Origin of the sequence: Tenacibaculum sp. A30 (assembly GCF_051200845.1) — a bacterium.
In the GTDB taxonomy this organism is placed as follows: Bacteria; Bacteroidota; Bacteroidia; order Flavobacteriales; family Flavobacteriaceae; genus Polaribacter.
This window is the reverse complement of record NZ_CP195160.1, coordinates 1,112,550-1,131,600: the sequence shown is the minus strand read 5'-3', so window position 1 is coordinate 1,131,600 and position 19,051 is coordinate 1,112,550. Positions and strand designations below refer to the sequence as shown.

15 protein-coding genes are annotated in these 19,051 nt (G+C 32.6%); 12 read left to right on the top strand and 3 right to left on the bottom strand.

All coding sequences use genetic code 11. The annotated features are described in order from the left end of the window. Positions 1–48: 48 nt before the first annotated feature. Positions 49–282 (bottom strand): putative signal transducing protein, encoded by a 234-nt coding sequence (locus ACR9ES_RS05395; protein ID WP_274633915.1) that lies wholly within the window; start codon positions 280–282, stop codon positions 49–51. Positions 283–294: 12 nt separating this feature from the next. After that, entirely contained in the window at positions 295–447 is a 153-nt protein-coding gene (locus tag ACR9ES_RS05390) for an SsrA-binding protein (protein ID WP_274633914.1), read from the bottom strand. Between the two features lie 586 nt (positions 448–1,033). On the opposite strand from ACR9ES_RS05390, the gene ACR9ES_RS05385 reads away from it, so the two are divergent. The 3 genes from ACR9ES_RS05385 (at position 1,034) to ACR9ES_RS05375 (ending at position 5,611) form a co-directional block, all read left to right on the top strand. Then, positions 1,034–3,418, top strand: coding sequence for a TonB-dependent receptor (locus ACR9ES_RS05385; RefSeq protein WP_435255375.1), 2,385 nt, complete (start codon positions 1,034–1,036; stop codon positions 3,416–3,418). A gap of 89 nt (positions 3,419–3,507) precedes the next feature. Further along, on the top strand, positions 3,508–4,590 hold the full coding sequence (locus ACR9ES_RS05380; protein ID WP_435255374.1) for a PepSY-associated TM helix domain-containing protein: 1,083 nt from the start codon (positions 3,508–3,510) through the stop codon (positions 4,588–4,590). Positions 4,591–4,669: 79 nt separating this feature from the next. Then, on the top strand, positions 4,670–5,611 hold the full coding sequence (locus tag ACR9ES_RS05375; protein WP_435255373.1) for a calcium/sodium antiporter: 942 nt from the start codon (positions 4,670–4,672) through the stop codon (positions 5,609–5,611). Positions 5,612–5,687: 76 nt separating this feature from the next. Here ACR9ES_RS05375 and ACR9ES_RS05370 read toward each other — a convergent pair whose 3' ends face one another. Continuing rightward, positions 5,688–6,698, bottom strand: coding sequence for a glutamine synthetase beta-grasp domain-containing protein (locus ACR9ES_RS05370; RefSeq protein WP_435255372.1), 1,011 nt, complete (start codon positions 6,696–6,698; stop codon positions 5,688–5,690). Between the two features lie 197 nt (positions 6,699–6,895). On the opposite strand from ACR9ES_RS05370, the gene ACR9ES_RS05365 reads away from it, so the two are divergent. The 9 genes from ACR9ES_RS05365 to ACR9ES_RS05325 all read left to right on the top strand — a co-directional run bounded on the left by ACR9ES_RS05365 (position 6,896) and on the right by ACR9ES_RS05325 (position 19,022). Continuing rightward, a complete protein-coding gene (locus ACR9ES_RS05365) occupies positions 6,896–9,076 on the top strand; it encodes a glutamine synthetase III (protein ID WP_435255371.1) in 2,181 nt (726 codons plus the stop codon). Positions 9,077–9,484: 408 nt separating this feature from the next. Continuing rightward, on the top strand, positions 9,485–10,393 hold the full coding sequence (locus ACR9ES_RS05360) for a hypothetical protein (protein WP_274633906.1): 909 nt from the start codon (positions 9,485–9,487) through the stop codon (positions 10,391–10,393). A 130-nt stretch (positions 10,394–10,523) separates the two neighbouring features. Beyond that, positions 10,524–10,949, top strand: a complete 426-nt coding sequence (locus ACR9ES_RS05355) for a hypothetical protein (RefSeq protein WP_274633905.1) — start codon at positions 10,524–10,526, stop codon at positions 10,947–10,949. Between the two features lie 4 nt (positions 10,950–10,953). Then, on the top strand, positions 10,954–11,685 hold the full coding sequence (locus ACR9ES_RS05350; protein ID WP_435255370.1) for a CsgE family curli-type amyloid fiber assembly protein: 732 nt from the start codon (positions 10,954–10,956) through the stop codon (positions 11,683–11,685). 12 nt (positions 11,686–11,697) lie between these two features. After that, complete coding sequence (locus tag ACR9ES_RS05345) at positions 11,698–12,114, top strand: curli assembly protein CsgF (RefSeq protein ID WP_274633903.1); 417 nt, start codon at positions 11,698–11,700, stop codon at positions 12,112–12,114. A 31-nt stretch (positions 12,115–12,145) separates the two neighbouring features. Beyond that, the gene (locus tag ACR9ES_RS05340; RefSeq protein WP_274633902.1) at positions 12,146–13,492 is read left to right on the top strand and encodes a CsgG/HfaB family protein; all 1,347 of its coding nucleotides are present in this window, start codon (positions 12,146–12,148) and stop codon (positions 13,490–13,492) included. Between the two features lie 11 nt (positions 13,493–13,503). Continuing rightward, positions 13,504–15,003, top strand: coding sequence for a carboxypeptidase regulatory-like domain-containing protein (locus tag ACR9ES_RS05335; RefSeq protein ID WP_435255369.1), 1,500 nt, complete (start codon positions 13,504–13,506; stop codon positions 15,001–15,003). A 106-nt stretch (positions 15,004–15,109) separates the two neighbouring features. Next, positions 15,110–16,288, top strand: coding sequence for an AIR synthase related protein (locus ACR9ES_RS05330; RefSeq protein ID WP_435255368.1), 1,179 nt, complete (start codon positions 15,110–15,112; stop codon positions 16,286–16,288). A 178-nt stretch (positions 16,289–16,466) separates the two neighbouring features. Beyond that, on the top strand, positions 16,467–19,022 hold the full coding sequence (locus ACR9ES_RS05325) for an adenosylcobalamin-dependent ribonucleoside-diphosphate reductase (protein WP_125068541.1): 2,556 nt from the start codon (positions 16,467–16,469) through the stop codon (positions 19,020–19,022). The last annotated feature ends 29 nt before the right edge of the window (positions 19,023–19,051 follow it).

Here is a 19,051-nt window from a genome sequence, read left to right as displayed (position 1 = left end):
TTTTTAAATTGTAAAGCAAAAAAAATAATTTTTTTCACCTTTTTTAATTTATTTGTCTTCTGCTATTTCTTCTTTAAAACTATCAATAGTACTCTGAGATTTTTCAACGTCTGATTCATAGATAAATACATCAACTGAATTACCTAAAGTACCGAAACCAGCCAATCTCCCAGATTCTTTATTATCTTTAATTAAATATGGAACATTAATTTCATCAAGTAGTTGACTTAATCGACCAACAAAGATTTGAGTTCCCGAAAAAACTTTTACATGCTTGTTCATAATATATAAGTTTTAGTCCAAAGAATTTATAGTAACATAAGCTCGCCATCCAATAATTGCTAATTGAAATTTTGAAGCTTTAGTAACATCCAACTCTTTTTTGGTAAAAGAGGGTAGTAGCGCTTTGTTTAGCTTAGCTAATAATTTAAAAATGCTTTTTTTCATTAGTTGTTGATTCTATATCAAAAATAACGAAAAATAATGAGTTATGATGAGTGAAGCTCACTTTACTTCGCTCAAAATGACATCGTTTTGTAAATAATAAGAAAGATTAAAAAATCAAGTCTAATAGTAATTCAGCAATTTTAATGGTTAAGAGAATTAGTTTTAATGCAATTGTAATCATTTGAATTTTAATGTTTTTTAGTTGATAATTCTTTATCAATTCCGGAATTGTTTTATGAATATATAGCAAGGAGAAGATGCTTACCAAATTTTCAGATAAGATTTAATTAATTTGAATATACAATTGAAGTTGAAAAAGTTAGTATGGTTTTAATATGTAATTATTGATTCTTTATTTTTGTTTTTAATTGTAATTAAAAATTACACTTATTGTTTTAATTTGCAATTTTTTAAAGGCTGTTTTTTGCGGCTTTTTAAAAAGCAAAGGGAATTAAGTCTTTTTTGCCTCATTTTTAGAGGTTTGATTTTTTTGTTTTAGTTAAGAAGGAAGTTTTTTTAATTAATGTTTGCTAATAAATTTAGAGAAGATATATTTGCAATTTAAATTAAATCTAAATAAAAACTAATGAGAATTTACGTATTGATAACTACGTTATTATTAACCTCTGGGCTGTTTGCGCAATCTAGTTTAAAAGGACAGATAAAAGATGAGCAAGGTCAGCCAATTTATGGAGCAAATGTATTTATATCAGATCTTCAAAAAGGAACAACTTCTGATTCCAACGGTAATTTATTGTTAACAGATATTAAAGAAGGAGTTTGGAAGGTAACATTTAGTATGGTGGGATTTCAAACTGTAACAAAAGAAATAACATTTGCTCAAAATAGTACAGTTGAAATTGTACAAGTATTAAAAGAGAATGAAGAAAATTTAAAAGAAGTGGTTGTTTCTGCAAGTAGGCGTTCAGAATATCTTTCAGAGATACCAGCATCAATAACTGTGGTAAATCAAAAGCAGTTAGTAGATTTATCAAACTCAACAACCAATATTAATGAAATATTAGAATTTACAGTTCCAGGTTTAGCTGTGTCTACAGGAACTTTTTCTAACTGGGGTCAAACATTACGTGGTCGTTCTTTGTTGGTGATGATTGATGGTGTTCCGCAATCTACTCCGTTACGTAATGGTCAGTTAGGGATAAAATCTGTAAGTCCTAACGATATTAGCAGGGTTGAGGTTATAAAAGGAGCAACGTCTATTTTTGGAAATGGAGGAAATGGAGGTTTTATAAATTACATTACCAAAAAGCCAAATAGTAGTAAGAAAATGGAAGGAACAACTAATATTTGGGGAACTTCTAACTTAGCAAAAACGAAAGATGCTCTTGGGTTTGGTGCTTATCAATCACTACGAGGAAAAATAGATAAGTTCAACTACTATGTGAGTGGTAGTTATGAGGAAACAGGCAACAAGTACGATGCAGATGGTAAAGTTATACTTCCAACTTACGGGTTAGATAATACTAGAATTTATACTGCTTTAGCTAAATTTGAGTATGAAATATCTGATAGACAAAAAATAAGTATTGGAGGGAATTTATACAATTCATTACAAGATACGCCATTTATACCTGTTCCTGGATCTTTTGAAGTATACAATGAGAATGGAGATTATACTTTAACACCTGGTTATGGTATTGAAGGGTCTATTGAAGGAGAAGAGCCTACTGGATCTAAACTGTATAATGGAAACTTGAAATATGACTTAAATAATATTTTTGATGGTACAACAGATTTTACAGCTGATGTGTATTATCAAAAAACAAAAAATATTTTCTTCTATTCAGACAAATTTGAAAATGGAGGTCAATCAGTAATTAATGCAGAAAAGTATGGCTTAAGACCAAACTTTAACACTACACTTACTCCAAGTGAATCAACTGAGATTTCATTAACCTATGGTTTAGATTTATTAAAAGATAAAACTAATCAAGGGTTGTTAGATGGTAGATTATGGGTGCCAAATATTGAAATGTTTAGTTGGGCACAATACATACAATCTACAGTAAAATTTAATGATGAATGGGTTTTAAAAGCAGGATTAAGATATGATGATATGAATCTTACCATAGACGATTATAATACCTTACCGTATTCACCTTTAGGAGATGGTAATTTTAATCCTTCAGTAGCAGTAACAGGAGGAGAAATAGGATTTGATAATTTAGCTTTCAATGCTGGTGTTAGGTATATTAAGCATCAAGAGTTTATTCCTTATGTAAGCTATTCTCAAGGTTTTTCAATTGCTGATTTAGGTTCTGTTTTACGTTCTGCAACTGCAGATAATATTGAAGATATTCAATTAGAACCAGCAGTAACAAAAAACTATGAGTTCGGATTTTTATCAAAGTTCAATAACTTCAGATTAGAAGCTGTTGGGTATTACAGTGTTTCTAATTTAGGAACAGGAGTTACTTTTGATGAAAATATTAATTCTTTCGTGCCTTCTAAAAAACCGCAAAATATTTATGGAGGAGAAATAGCAATCGATTACACTGCTTTTGATAATAAATTACAAGTAGGAACTTCGTATTCTTATGTTGAAGGTGTTACTCACAATGTGGGTGATGAAAATAATTTAACCTATTTAGGAGGAGATGTGATTTCTGCACCTAAACTAACGGCTTATGTAACATGGTTACCGACAAACAAAATTAGTACTTCTTTGCGTATGACTAATTTAGGAGATAGAAGTCGTTTTAATCCGTATTTAGATGCAAATGATAATTATACTTTTAGACATACACAGTTTCCAGTAGAAGGATACACTTTACTTAATTGGTCTATGAACTATAAGTTGCAAGAAAATATATCAGTTTCATTAGCGGTAAACAATCTGTTAAATGAATATTATTTACCAGCAAGATCACAATGGGCAGCACCTTTAAGAACTTTTACAGGTACAGGTGAAGGAACAAACGCTAAATTAAGTGTGTTGTATAACTTCTAAGAGAGTTAATAAGATTTTACATTTGCAAAATTATAAACCCAGTGTCTATTTTATTTTAGGCTCTGGGTTTTAAAAATAAAAGATATCAATTGCAACAAATACATAAAATAATTTGGAAAATACACCTATGGTTAGGTCTTAGCTGTGGGGTTATTGCATCGTTTTCAGGTTTAACAGGGTCATTGTATGTTTGGCAACCTGAAATAACTTCAATGCTGAATTCGAAATTATTAAAGGTTGAAGATTTTTCTAAAATAAAAGAAAAAACAATTTTAAACTCTGCGTATTTTTTAGCTGCAAAAAATGAAGGAGAAGTAAATAAAGTTTTTTTGCCTTATAGAGAGCAGCAAACAATTTCAATAAATTATAAAAACGGCAAGACATTGTATTATCATCCGAAAACAAGAGTTTTTTTAGGTGAAAAATCGGTGTCAATACAGTTTTTTGAAACACTTTTGAAACTACATCGTACATTAGGAATACCTAAAGTTGGTAAGTATATTATTGGTACAAGTGCTTTGTTGTTCTGTTTCTTCTTGTTAACAACAGGGTTTTATATGTGGTGGAAAACATATAAAAATAACCTGTCAAAAGGGTTCACGATGAAGTGGAAACCTAAAAAGAAACGATTTCACTTCAATTTACATAAAGTATTCGGAATTTATTTTTTGTTGCCTTTATTGGTAATAGCATTTACAGGAGGTTACTTCACGTATCATAAAACCTATAAGTCAGTTTTGTCTATTTTCAATACTTCTGATAAAATAGCCTTGAATGAAAAAGCAAAACAAGAAAAGATTTTTTCATTAGAAGAGGCAATGCTACAAACTGATGAAAAATATGCTTTAAGAGCTATTTATTACCCGAAAGATAGTTTAAGAGTTTATAAACTTAGGTATATAAAAGATCGATTTATCAAAGCAGGATTTAGAAAGACAAAAGAAATGGAGTTAAATCAACATGGTGAATTACGAACACTGTCAAGTTTTGATTTTGACCTAAATAATAATCGGATAGCAGCTCAGTTTTATCCAATTCATATAGGGGAAATAGCAGGAGTATTAGGTAGAATTCTCGTGTTTATATCAGGTTTAGTCCCTTTAGTTTTATTAATTACAGGATTTAAGGTTTATAGTTCAAAAACTAAACGATTAAGAAAGACTGTTAATTAACATTTTTCTTAGAGGTAGTCGCTGAATTTGTTTTCATATTTGCTTGCTAAAAATCTTATCTTCGCCCAAAAAATATTTTATGAGCATTTTATACATTATTATTGGTTTAACATTGTTGGTTTTAGGAGGGAATTGGCTGTTAAAAGCAGCTGTAGGATTGTCACTTAAACTGCATATACCAAAAATTGTAATAGGTATGACGATAGTTTCATTTGCTACTTCAGCACCAGAATTAATAGTAAGTATAAAATCAGCATTAGATGGCGCCACAGGGTTAGCTGTAGGAAATGTAATTGGGTCGAATATTGCAAACTTAGGTTTGGTATTGGCAATTACGGTAATGCTATCGTCAATAGATGTAGAAAAGAGTTTTTATAAAACTGATTGGCCAGTAATGATGATTGCTTCGGCAATGTTGTATTTTTTTATTGTAAATGATAAAACGATTCAATTTTATGAAGGAGTAATTTTGTTCTCAACACTTGTCGTTTTTTTAATTTACCTTTTACGTTTTCAAAAACAAGCAGTTGTTGATGAAATGCCAGAGGATGATGAGGAGTTACCATTGTATAAAATAGCATTGTTTTTAGCTATTGGAGGTTTAGGTTTATGGGGTGGTTCAGAATTGTTGATTAATGGTTCGGTAGCTATGGCACAACATTTTGGAGTGAGTGATGCGATTATTGGAGTTACAGTTGTTTCTGTAGGAACAAGTGTTCCTGAGTTGGCAGCATCAATTATTGCAGTATTAAAGAAGGAGAAAGCGATATCGTTGGGTAACTTAGTAGGATCTAATGTGTTTAATATTTTAGCTGTATTAGGAATCACCGCAATGATTACTCCAGTAGAAGTAAAGCCAGATGCTTATAGTTTAATTAACAATGATATTTATTGGATGTTAGGTATTTCGTTTGCAATATTACCTTTAGTGTTTATTCCTAAAGGATTGCGTTTGGGGTGGAGAGATGGAGTTTTATTGCTAGCGTCTTACGCTGTTTTTGTATACTTAACAATCTCTTAGAAATAAAGAATTGTATAAAAAAAAGCCGCTTTTAAGCGGCTTTTTTTAGTTAGTTGTGTTGTTGGTGTGTGTTTAATTATATCTTAGCGCCTTTTACGGTCTTGATAATTCTTCCAGCTACTTTGTATGGATCAGCGTTTGAAGCAGGACGACGGTCTTCTAACCAACCTTTCCATCCTTTTTCAACAGCGATGATAGGAATACGGATTGAAGCTCCTCTATCTGATACACCATAACTAAAGTCAGATACGTGAGCAGTTTCGTGCAATCCTGTTAAACGCTCATCATTATAAGCTCCATAAACATCAATGTGTTTTTCGGTAACAGGTCTGAATGCTTCACAAATAGCTTCAAAAGTTTCTTTAGAACCACAAGTTCTTAAAGTAGTGTTAGAGAAGTTAGCGTGCATACCAGAACCATTCCAGTCTCCTTTAATTGGTTTAGGGTGGTATTCGATGTAGTAACCGTATTTTTCAGTTAAACGATCTAATAAATAACGAGCTACCCAAATTTCGTCACCAGCTTTCTTAGCTCCTTTTGCGAATAATTGGAATTCCCATTGTCCTGGAGCAACCTCTTGATTAATTCCTTCGAAGTTTAATCCAGCTTTAATACATAAATCAGCATGTTCTTCAACAAAATCTCTTCCCCAAGTGTAACGACCACCTACAGAACAGTAATATTTTCCTTGAGGTCCAGGAAACCCACCACGAGGGAAGCCTAAAGGTAAATCAGTTTTAGTATCCATTAAGAAATACTCTTGTTCAAATCCGAACCAAAAATCATTATTGTCATCGTCAATAGCAGCACGAGCATTTGATTCGTGCGGAGTACCATCAGCATTTAAAACTTCAGACATTACTAAATATCCATTTTCTCTAGCAGGATCTGGATAAATAGCAACAGGTTTTAATAAACAATCAGAGGCACCACCAGATGCTTGCTCAGTAGAACTTCCGTCAAAAGACCACATAGAGCAGTCTTCTAATTTACCGCTAAAATTTTCTTCAATTTTAGTTTTGCTACGCATGTTTTGAGTTGGTTCATGACCATCTAACCAAATGTATTCTAATTTTGATTTACTCATGATTTTTGTTTTTGTGTTGTTATGGAATTAAAATCGGTACAAAAGTGAGGTTTTTTTGTTTTTTGTCAAAATTTTATGGGGTGTTTTTATTTAAAATTAACTTTAAGTTAATTTAGCCCCTATTTTTTTAGGGGTGTTTCTTTTTAAGGTGAAAATTATGTACTTTTGAAATGTTTAACTTTTATACCTTATTATATATGTCAGTTTTAAGATTCAATGCATTACAAGAGGTTTTACACAGAAAACCTATCGTTGTAGAAGAAAAAGAACGCCGTTCGGAATTGTTTGGCAAAAACGTTTTTAACGAGCAGGCGATGCGTCAACATATGACAAAAGAAGCATACCAAAGTGTTATGGATGCAATTGAATTTGGAACGAAGATAGATAGAGCAACTGCAGATCAAATTGCAGTGAGTATGAAAGATTGGGCGTTGTCTAAAGGAGCAACGCATTACACACATTGGTTTCAACCTTTAACAGGATCAACTGCAGAAAAGCACGATGCCTTTTTTGAAACTATAGATGGTGGCGCCATGGAAAAGTTTGATGGAGGTCAGTTAGTACAGCAAGAGCCAGATGCTTCTAGTTTTCCTAATGGAGGAATCCGAAATACATTTGAAGCACGTGGATACACAGCTTGGGATCCTACTTCGCCAGCATTTATTTATGGTACAACTTTGTGTATTCCTACAGTTTTTGTTGCGTATACAGGGGAAGCTTTAGATAACAAAGCACCGCTATTAAGAGCGCTACAAGCAGTAGATACTGCAGCTACAGCAGTATGTAAATATTTTGATAAGAATGTAACAAAAGTAAATGCAACCTTAGGTTGGGAACAAGAATACTTTTTAATTGATACGGCTTTAGCAGCAGCGCGTCCTGATATTATGATGACGGGTAGAGCATTGTTAGGGCACGCTCCAGCAAAAGGACAACAGTTAGATGATCATTATTTTGGGTCAATACCAACACGTGTGTTGAATTTTATGCGCGATTTAGAGCATGAATGTATGTTGTTAGGAATACCAGTAAAAACACGCCATAATGAGGTAGCACCGAATCAGTTTGAGTTAGCACCTATTTTTGAAGAAGCGAATTTAGCGGTAGATCACAATTCATTATTAATGGATGTGATGGAAAAAGTATCGCAACGCCATAAATTCAAAGTGCTATTTCACGAAAAGCCATTTGCAGGAATCAATGGTTCAGGAAAACATAATAACTGGAGTTTATCTACCAATACAGGAGTTAATTTATTGAGTCCGGGTAAAACTCCGATGAAAAACTTACAGTTCCTAACCTTTTTTGTGAACTCAATTAAGGCAGTTCATGATTACGAAGAATTGATTAGAGCATCTATCGCAAGTGCAAGTAATGATCATCGTTTAGGAGCTAATGAAGCACCGCCTGCGATTATTTCAGTATTCATCGGAACACAATTATCTGAGGTGTTAGATGAGTTAGAAAATGTAACCAAAGGAAAATTATCACCAGAGGAGAAAACGGATTTAAAATTAAATATCGTAGGTAAGATTCCTGAAATCTTATTAGATAATACAGATAGAAACAGAACGTCACCTTTTGCTTTTACTGGAAATAAATTTGAATTACGTGCGGTAGGATCGTGGTCTAACTGTGCGGGTCCTATGACGGTGTTAAATACCATTATGGCAAGACAGTTAAACGAGTTTAAAGAAGAGGTTGATAAATTAATTGATACTAAGAAGCTTAAAAAAGATGAAGCAATATTTAATGTTTTAAGAGAGTATATTAAAGCTTCGAAAAACATTCGATTTGAAGGAGATGGGTATGGAGATGCTTGGGAGAAAGAAGCGAAAAAAAGAGGTTTATCAAACAATAAAACTACTCCGGAAGCATTAAAAGCACGAATTTCTAAAAAAGCCATTTCACTTTTTGAAGAAATGGGTGTGATGAATAAAGTAGAGGTTGAAGCTCGTCATGAAATTGAGTTGGAAGAATATTCAAAAAAGATTCAAATAGAAAGTAGAGTATTGGGTGATATTGCAAGAAATCACATTATACCTACGGCGATTCAATATCAAAATACATTGATAGAAAATGTACGAGGATTAAAAGAAATCTTCGGAAATAATTTTGAAAAGTATGCCAATGAGCAAATCGATTTAATTCAAAAAATATCGCTTCACATAGCTGAAATCAATTCTAAAGTAGAACAAATGATTGAAGAGCGTAAAAAAGCGAATAAGCTAGAAGGACAAAAAAATGCAGATGCGTATTGCAATAAGGTAAAACCGTATTTTGATGAAATTCGTTACCACTGCGATAAATTAGAATTAATGGTTGACGATAATCTTTGGCCTTTAACAAAGTATAGAGAATTGTTATTTACGAGGTAAATCCTTATTTATGTAAAAGGAAATCTGTTTAAGAAAAAGGGTTTTTTCCCTTTTAACAGTATTTTTTTTTTTGACTTATTAAAGCCGAGACATTACTAATACTGTGTTTTTCGGCTTTTTTTTTTTTTTTTGGTAGGAGGGAGATTTTAAACGTGTTTTTTGAGGCAAAAAAATACCTACTTTAGCTATGTTTAAACACGCAAACTATATATAGGTTTTTTACAGTTTTTATTTTAAACTGATGGATGTAGTTGTGGTTATAAAAACTACAGTACATTTTACCCCGTAATTTTATTTTACCCTTATAATTTAGTATTCTCTTCTGTATTACAAGTATTTTAATATTTCTAAGCTTGTTGTAGATAGATTATACTAAAAATTAACCAACGTATTTTAAAATTATCAATTATGAAAAATTTTTTATTAGCAGCAATTTTTTTAGCTTCAGGAACAGTGTTTGCACAGTTTGCCAATCCATTACCAACACCTAAAGCGAATTGTATTGGATGTTCAGTTCCTCAAGTAGGACCTTCTTATTGGGATAGAGGAGCAGCAATTAACACGAGTTATGTAGATCAAACAGGGCATATGAATGATGCAAGTGTGGTTCAAACTGGAGTGGGGAACTTATCTAATATTGATCAAGATGGTCAAAATCAAGGATTTTCTGGAGGCTTAGGAAATGAAGCTACAGTATATCAAAGAGGAAGAAAGAATGAAACTGACATTAAGCAACATGGTGATTATAACTCAGGTTTTGTTAACCAAGTTGGGTATAAAAATTATGCGCAACAAGATGTGGGTGTAGGCTGGGCAGAAAATAACAGAGCATATGCTTATCAAACAGGTCGTCAGAACACTTCAATTCAAAAACAACGTTTTGATAATAACGTGGCTATAGTGGCACAATCAGGTAGAAGAAACTTTGCTCATCAAGATCAAAGCACGGGAACTAATGGTGCACCAGGAAGTGTAGCGGGTATTTTACAAATTGGTGATCATAATAAAGCTAAGCAAGTTCAAAGAGGTAGCTTTAATATAGATGGTATTGCTCAATTTGGTAACGGAAATGTAGCTTCTACAAACCAATCGTCAAATGGAGGTCTAAATATTTCAGGTATTGCGCAAACAGGTTGGGGTAATGAAGCTTGCGTTGATCAAAAGGCTGATACTGGTATTAACTTAAGTTTAATTAGTCAGTTTGGTGTAGATAATCATGCTTCTGTTATACAAGATGCACAAGGTTCTGGAAATGCTAGTTTTATTGGTCAAGCAGGATACATGAACAAGGCTTGCGTTGAGCAAACAGGACTGTAGGGTTTATTAATTAGTAGTAAATTAAGCAACAAAAATAAGGGAGAGTGAGAAGGGATTGCATTCTCTTCTTCTTTCCCCTTATTTATAAAGAACTAAGATAATGCTGAGAAGGATGAAAATAATACTGTGTATGGTACTTTTAATATTTAGTTTAAAAGCTACGGCACAACAAAATACATCTACCTACTTTGTATCTGTACCTCAAATAGGAAGTGATGCTTCTTTTCTAGTTTTAGAAAAAAATATCAACTCATTAAATAATTTACAAGATTTTGATAGATCGATAGATAATTATAATTTATCAATAAATCAGTTGGGAGTTAATAATGTTGTAGAAGTGAAAAACGGAGTTAGTGATATACAGTTAATAGGGCAAAAGGGTAGAGATAACTATTATAATTTTATAGATTATTATAATAATTCACCAACAAAGATGAATATTCTTCAAGAAGGTAACGCAAATTCATTACATATTTATGGGACGAACTCTTTAATGGAACATGTGAAAATTATTCAGAAGGCTAATTACAAAGCAATTACAATAAGAAACTATTAAGCAAATGTCAAGTTTTCATTTTTTTCAAAATATTATAAGATGTGTTTTTTTATTATTCTATGTGGGAAGCTTTACACAAGAAAAAACAGATGTGAATGCTAAAGTTGTTGTTCTTAAGAAAGATAATTTTTTAGATGTAAAAGCTCAAGCAGAAAATGAAAGCGTGTTATTTAAAGATGAGCTTAACTACAATTTAGTTGTGTTGAAAAAGAGTAAAGAAGAAAGTTATTCAAGTAATAAACAATCAGGACAGTTTTCTTTGAAGCCTAATGAAAAAAAAGAACTATCTTTAATACGACTTAGTTTAAACCCATATGAAGAATTAAGAGTGTATTTATTTATAAAACACAGAGAGAAATTAATAGATAAAGACACTTTAGTTATTTTACCTCAAAAGGTTGGAGTAACAAAAAAGGAAGTAATTGATGAATCAGAGTTTATATTAAAGGGTTTAGTTATTGAAGAAGCAAAAACAAAGGTAGGAAAGGATTTTTATGATTTTTTTTATCAAGAATATTTACTCTCAGGATTAAAGTATCCTTTCATTATAAAAATAAAAGAAAAACCAGGATTAAGAAGGACTACAGTTTTAATAATAGAGGCTGATGATAATAAAGTTTTTGAGTTTATGACTATGCCAGGAGAAGATTTTCTAAAACAAGCTGTAAAAGCAACTATGGCAAGGTTAAGTACCTACTCAAAACAACGAAATAAATTACTAAGTTATAAAATTTAAACAAAATGAGTTATGAAAACAGAAGTCAATATAATGGTAATTGCTTTGTTTTTAGCAAGCTACTGTTCTTTTTCACAAGAATTGGTTTATAAACCTATAAATCCTTTTTTCGGAGGAAATAATCCATTCGGATATCAGCAAATTTTAGCATCAGCTAATGCACAAAATGACTTTCAAGAGGAAGGACAAGACCCTTTTCAGCAGCCTTCAGATTTAGAGAACTTTACAAACAGCTTAAATAGACAATTATTAAATTCCTTGTCGCAAGATCTGTTTCAAGAACAGTTTGGGGATCAAGGATTAACTGTAGGAACCTATGTGTTTGGGTCTTTAGTGGTAGAAGTAACACCTACAAGCGGTGGGTTGTCTGTAAATATTTTAAATACTCAAACAGGAGAACAAACACAGATTATAATACCAAATAATTAATAACCAAACGACTAACTATAACTTAAGTTTTATGAGAAAACTATTATTTAAACTATTATTCTCTTTAAGTTTTATTTTGTTCTCTAGTTGTGGAGCATACCTAAACCAACCATTTGATACTACAAATGCTAGAATAGGAGAGAATACCTCTTTACAAAACGACTTAATTAAAAAAATTCAACCTGTCGAGAAAATAATCGTAGGAGTTTATAAGTTTAGAGATCAAACAGGACAGTACAAGCCTACTGAAAATGGATCTACATTTAGTACAGCAGTTACCCAAGGAGGAACATCAATTTTATTAAAGTCTTTAGAAGAGTCAAAATGGTTTACCCCAATAGAAAGAGAGAATATTGCTAACCTATTAAATGAACGACAAATAATAAGATCTACTAGGCAGGAGTATCAAGGGGGGGATTCTCAAAAAATGCCACCATTGCTTTTTGCAGGAATTATACTTGAAGGCGGTGTTGTTTCATACGATTCAAATATTATTACAGGAGGTTCAGGACTTCGGTACTTTGGTGCAGGAGCGTCTAACCAATACCGACAAGACAGGATAACAGTGTATTTACGAGCGGTGTCTACATCAAACGGGCAAATTTTAAAAAACATTTACGTATCTAAAACAATACTCTCTCAGGGTATTTCAGCTAATTTATACAGGTATGTTTCATTAAGAAGATTGTTAGAAGCAGAAACAGGAGTAACAAAAAACGAGCCTATGCAATTAGCTGTAAAAGAGGCTATAGATAAAGCAGTAGAACAGTTAATTATAGAAGGAGTGGTTGATGGTTTATGGACACCCCAAGGAGGTGATACAGTTGTTAACCTCTTTAAAAATGAATATTTAAAAGAAAAAAATGAAGCAGATAACACTTTATTGTTTAATAGAAAACAAGAGAAAAGAAGAGCTACCAATTCAATGAGTGTAATGGGAGGAGCTTCAATAGTTTCTGGAGATTACTCAAATCCAGTAGCAAGATTTGGGTTCGATTTAAAATATAGATACTTTTTTAAGGACCCTAGATTTAGTTTTGGGGGAAGTGTAGGGAGGTTTTCGTTAGAAAATGAAAGATCTTTTAAAAACACATTTTTAACGTCAAGCCTTTTTTTAGAGTACAATATGTTACCTTATGATAGATTAACACCTTATGTGTATGTAGGGGTTGGGTCGGTTTTAGAAAAAAATCTAGACAATCCAATGTTTAAGTTTCAGTACGGTCTAGGATTAGAATATTTAATAACAAATAAAATAGGTTTAACTCTTTATGGAGAAAACTATCTTTTAGGTTCAGATAATTTAGATAAGTTAGTTAGAGGGAAAAGAAACGATTTTATTTGGAGAATAGGAGCGGGGATAAATGTTTATTTTTAAGAAAGAAAGCAATGAAAAATATAATAAAAATAACAATACTTTTAATGTGTGTAACCTTACTTAACTGTAGTGAAGACACTGTAGATTTTGTTGAATTTGGTACTATTAAAGGACGTGTAGTTAAAAAGAGAAGTTTTGAGCCAATAGCTAATGCTAAAATAACATTGTCTCCAACCAATAATACAACTTTTACCGATGAAGATGGTTACTTCTTAATGGAAGATGTACCAGCACAAGACTACTCTGTAAGTGCTACTAAAGAAGGATTTTTAACAGCTTTTGAACCTGTAGGTTTAGGAGCAGAAACAGAAATTAATGTGGTTTTTGAATTAGATATCGAAACCGCTTTAAACGACCCACCAACTGCGCCAGAATTAAGAGCTCCAGTTAATGGGATAGAAGATGTAAATAACACGGTAGAATTAAGTTTTAAATCAACCGACCCAGATGAAGATGAAATAACATACAGAATAGAGATTAAAAACGACTTAAATAATGATGTTATATCTTTTGAAAATGTAAAAGACACTTTGTATACGGTAACTGATTTAAAATTTGGAGTAAAATATTTTTGGCAAATAGGAGCATCAGATGGTATTAATGCCGAAGTATTAAGTACTGTAAGTACATTTAAAGTAACATCAACACCTGATAATAGATACTTTTATACAAGACAGGAAGAAGGAAATAATGTTATTTACTCAGGAGACTATATTGATGAAGCGCCAATAAATGAACTTCTGTTAACCTCCCCAACCACAAATTCTTGGAGACCAAGAAAGAATTCAGCAGCAAATTTAGTTGCCTTTTTACGAACAGATAACAATGAAACACATATTTATACGATGAAAACAGATGGTTCAGATGTTAAAAAAGTAACCTCTAATGTGCCAGTTGTTGCGTTTGATTTAAATGAAGTAGATTTCGCTTGGTCGTCTAACGGTGATCGAATAATATACCCACATTACGATAAATTATTTTTGATTAATAAAGACGGAAGCGGGCTACAACAAATATACCAAACTACCGATGGTAATTACATTACAGAATGTGATTGGAGTAATGATGAATCTACAATAGCCTTAAAGACGAACAATACTAGTGGATATAATGTTCAGATTTACACAATTGATATGGCTGGAAATACTATTGACACTGTTTTAACAGGAATGCAAGGAGCTGCAGGGGGAATTAATTTTACAATAGATGGAAGCTCGCTGTTGTACACTAGAGATATTTCTGGATATGAATCAAGTAATTATAGGCAATTAAACAGTCATCTATTTTTATATGAATTTGCTACGGCAGAAGTTACTGATTTATCAGAAGGAAAATCTGATGGAACAAATGATTTAGATCCGCGTTTATCACCTAATGAGGCTGAAATTATCTTTGTGAATACGTCTAATGATGGTATTTCTACAAAAACAATTTATAAAGTACCTTTTAGTGATGGATCTACTACAAGAACAGCATTGTTTGAAAATGCGACAATGCCAGATTGGGAGTAAAAGAAAACGAACAATTACTGATAAAGCGAGCGTGTAAAAAACGTTCGCTTTTTTCTTGATAAAAGCGTAATAAAACCTAAATTTGCAGGCAACAACAACACAACAAATGAGTAACGAAGTATCTAAACGCTACGCACAACGCGGAGTATCGGCATCTAAAGAAGATGTACACAATGCTATAAAAAATATTGATAAAGGATTATTTCCAAAAGCTTTCTGTAAAATTGTTCCAGATTACTTAACGAATGATGAGGATTATTGTTTAATCATGCATGCTGATGGAGCAGGAACCAAAAGCTCTTTAGCTTATATGTACTGGAAAGAAACAGGAGATATTTCTGTATGGAAAGGTATAGCGCAAGATGCTTTAATCATGAATATTGATGATTTATTGTGTGTAGGTGCTACTGATAACATCATGTTGTCGTCTACAATCGGACGTAATAAAAGTAATATTCCAGGAGAAGTTTTATCGGCAATTATCAATGGAACAGAAGAGTTAATCGCAGAATTGAAAGCGTTTGGAGTAACGATTCATTCAACTGGTGGTGAAACAGCAGATGTTGGAGATTTAGTACGTACCATTATTGTAGATTCTACAGTAACCGCTCGTATGAAAAGAGCTGATGTGATTGATAATGCAAATATCAAAGAAGGAGATGTTATTGTTGGTTTAGAATCATTCGGGCAAGCTACTTACGAGAAAGAATACAACGGAGGTATGGGAAGTAACGGATTAACTTCTGCACGTCACGATGTGTTCCACAATTATTTAGCAGAAAAATATCCAGAAAGTTTTGATGCTTCAGTACCTTCTGATTTAGTGTATTCAGGAAATACAAAATTAACAGATGAGGTAGTAGATTCACCAATTGATGCTGGTAAATTAGTGTTGTCTCCAACAAGAACCTATGCACCAATTATCAAAGAAATTTTATCAAAATATTCTTCGGAAGAAGTGCACGGAATGATTCATTGTTCAGGAGGAGCACAAACTAAGATTTTACACTTTGTAGATAATTTACACATTGTAAAAGATAATATGTTCCCAATTCCACCATTGTTCAAATTGATACAAGAACAATCAAAAACAGATTGGAAAGAAATGTATCAAGTATTTAACTGTGGACACAGAATGGAATTATATGTGTCTCCTGAAGTTGCAGAAGATATTATTGCAATTTCAAAATCATTCAACGTAAACGCACAGATTGTTGGTAGAGTAGAAGCTTCTGATAAAAAGAGATTAACTATCAAAAGTGAATACGGAACTTTTGAGTATTAAATTTTCTTAAAAAAGAAATAAAATAACAACTTTTTTATGTTGGTGAAAATGTAAAAGGCTAATTTTTAGTTTTTTACATTTTTTTTTGGTTGACTTTATGACTTTAATCATGTTTTAAGTTGTTTTTTTTGAGTTGTTTTATAAATGTCTTATTAATCGCTAAATTCTCAGTAAAACAATGAAATCAACAACACACAGCACACCTAAAAAAGTAGTCACACGAGACGAAGCATTACAAGCTTCACTTATTTATTTTAACAACGATGATTTGGCAGCAAGCGTTTGGTTAAATAAATATGCCTTAAAAGATTCTGAAGGAAATATTTATGAAAGTACACCAAACGACATGCATAAAAGGATTGCTAAAGAAATAGCAAGGATAGAACAAAAGTATGCCAATCCTCTAACAGAATCGGAAATATTTGAAGTGATAAAAAACTTTAAATATATAATACCACAAGGAAGTCCGATGGCAGGAATAGGGAATCCGTTTCAAATAGCATCACTTTCTAATTGTTTTGTAATAGGTAATGAAGGAGATTCAGATTCTTACGGAGGTATCATGAAAATAGATCAAGAGCAAGTACAGCTCATGAAAAGAAGAGGTGGTGTAGGTCATGATTTGTCGCATATTAGACCCAAAGGATCACCCGTGAAAAATTCAGCGTTAACATCTACAGGGATTGTCCCGTTTATGGAGCGGTATTCAAACTCAACACGAGAGGTTGCGCAAGATGGTCGTAGAGGAGCATTGATGTTGTCGGTGTCTATTAATCATCCAGACTCAGAAGATTTTATTGATGCTAAATTAGAACAAGGAAAAGTAACAGGTGCTAATGTTTCGGTGCGAATAGATGATGCTTTTATGCAAGCTGTAAAAAATGGAGAAGAGTACACGCAAAAGTATCCTGTCCTTAGTAAAAAGCCGAAATATTCAAAAACTATTGAAGCACAAAAATTATGGAAAAAGATTGTGCATAATGCGTGGAAATCTGCGGAACCTGGAATCTTGTTTTGGGATACTATAGTTAATGAGTCGGTACCTGACTGTTATGCTGACTTAGGTTATAAAACAGTATCGACTAATCCTTGTGGAGAAATCCCGTTATGTCCATATGATTCGTGCCGTTTATTGGCAATCAATCTATTTTCATATGTAGAAAATCCGTTTACCCAAAAGGCAACTTTCAATTTTAAACTGTTTGAAAAGCATATTGTCATCGCACAGCGAATGATGGATGATATTATCGATTTAGAGTTAGAAAAAATAGATAAAATACTAGAAAAAATAGATGCCGACCCAGAGTTAGATAAGGTAAAAGCAACTGAAAAAAATCTTTGGTTAAATATCCGACAAAAAGCCTACGAAGGAAGAAGAACAGGAATCGGAATTACGGCAGAAGGAGATATGTTGGCAGCATTAGGAATTCGATACGGGAGTGAGGAAGGAAACAAGTTTTCAGTAAAAGTTCATAAAACATTAGGGATAGAAACATATCGAGCATCAGTAAACTTAGCTAAAGAAAGAGGAGCATTTTCAATATTTGATGCGACAAGGGAAAAAAAGAATCCTTTTATTTTACGTTTAAAAGAAGCTGATAGCAAGTTGTATTATGAAATGTTAGAATACGGACGTAGAAATATAGCGCTACTTACCATAGCACCAACTGGTACAACGAGTTTAATGACACAAACCTCTTCGGGAATAGAGCCAGTATTTATGCCAGTATACAAGCGTAGAAAAAAAGTAAATCCGAACGATAAAGATGTTCGTGTAGATTTTGTAGATGAAGTAGGCGATTCTTGGGAAGAATATGTGGTGTTTCACCATAGATTTAAACAATGGATGGAAGTGAATGGAATTGATACTACTAAAAACTTTTCACAGCAAGAATTGGATGCTTTGGTAAAAAAATCACCTTATTATAAAGCGACCTCTAACGATGTAGATTGGTTAAGCAAAGTAACCATGCAGGGGGCGGTTCAAAAATGGGTAGACCATTCGATAAGTGTAACTATTAATTTGCCAAATGATGTTAGTGAAGATTTGGTAGGCGAATTGTACTTAAAAGCATGGGAGGTAGGTTGTAAAGGAGTTACCGTGTACAGAGATGGTTCGCGTTCTGGAGTGTTAATTTCAAATGATGAAAAGGAAGAAACAAATCAAAATAACATACTTACGTCATTTCCTATCAAGCGTCCGCAAATTTTAGAAGCCGATGTGGTTCGTTTTCAAAATAAAAAGGAAAAATGGATTGCTTTTATTGGTTTGGTTGATGATAAACCGTATGAGATTTTTACAGGATTAGCCGATGATGAAGACGGAATTTTAATTCAACGTTGGGTAGAAAAAGGATGGATTATTAAAAATAGAAATGAAGATGGAAGCTCACGTTACGACTTTCAATACAAAAACAAACGTGGGTATAAAACCACGATTGAAGGCTTGTCACATAAATTCAATCCAGAGTTTTGGAACTACGCGAAGCTATTTTCAAGTACATTACGCCACGGAATGCCAATTGATAAAATAGTAGATTTAATTCAGAGTTTACAATTAGATAGCGAATCTATTAACACATGGAAAAATGGAGTGGTTCGAGCGTTAAAGCGTTATGTAGAAGACGGTACAAAAGCTAAAGGGCAGACTTGCGAAAATTGCAAATCGGATAATTTAATTTATCAAGAAGGGTGTTTAACGTGTAATGATTGTGGTACTTCAAAATGTGGGTAGATAATGTGTAAAAAAAATCACGAGTTCAA

Coding starts and splice junctions, on each gene's coding strand:
- ACR9ES_RS05390 (WP_274633914.1), bottom strand. CDS start 447: ATGAAAAAAAGCATTTTTAAATTATTAGCTAAGCTAAACAAAGCGCTA.
- ACR9ES_RS05360 (WP_274633906.1), top strand. CDS start 9,485: ATGAAAAATTTTTTATTAGCAGCAATTTTTTTAGCTTCAGGAACAGTG.
- ACR9ES_RS05335 (WP_435255369.1), top strand. CDS start 13,504: ATGAAAAATATAATAAAAATAACAATACTTTTAATGTGTGTAACCTTA.
- ACR9ES_RS05345 (WP_274633903.1), top strand. CDS start 11,698: ATGAAAACAGAAGTCAATATAATGGTAATTGCTTTGTTTTTAGCAAGC.
- ACR9ES_RS05370 (WP_435255372.1), bottom strand. CDS start 6,698: ATGAGTAAATCAAAATTAGAATACATTTGGTTAGATGGTCATGAACCA.
- ACR9ES_RS05325 (WP_125068541.1), top strand. CDS start 16,467: ATGAAATCAACAACACACAGCACACCTAAAAAAGTAGTCACACGAGAC.
- ACR9ES_RS05375 (WP_435255373.1), top strand. CDS start 4,670: ATGAGCATTTTATACATTATTATTGGTTTAACATTGTTGGTTTTAGGA.
- ACR9ES_RS05395 (WP_274633915.1), bottom strand. CDS start 282: ATGAACAAGCATGTAAAAGTTTTTTCGGGAACTCAAATCTTTGTTGGT.
- ACR9ES_RS05365 (WP_435255371.1), top strand. CDS start 6,896: ATGTCAGTTTTAAGATTCAATGCATTACAAGAGGTTTTACACAGAAAA.
- ACR9ES_RS05330 (WP_435255368.1), top strand. CDS start 15,110: ATGAGTAACGAAGTATCTAAACGCTACGCACAACGCGGAGTATCGGCA.
- ACR9ES_RS05385 (WP_435255375.1), top strand. CDS start 1,034: ATGAGAATTTACGTATTGATAACTACGTTATTATTAACCTCTGGGCTG.
- ACR9ES_RS05355 (WP_274633905.1), top strand. CDS start 10,524: ATGGTACTTTTAATATTTAGTTTAAAAGCTACGGCACAACAAAATACA.
- ACR9ES_RS05340 (WP_274633902.1), top strand. CDS start 12,146: ATGAGAAAACTATTATTTAAACTATTATTCTCTTTAAGTTTTATTTTG.
- ACR9ES_RS05350 (WP_435255370.1), top strand. CDS start 10,954: ATGTCAAGTTTTCATTTTTTTCAAAATATTATAAGATGTGTTTTTTTA.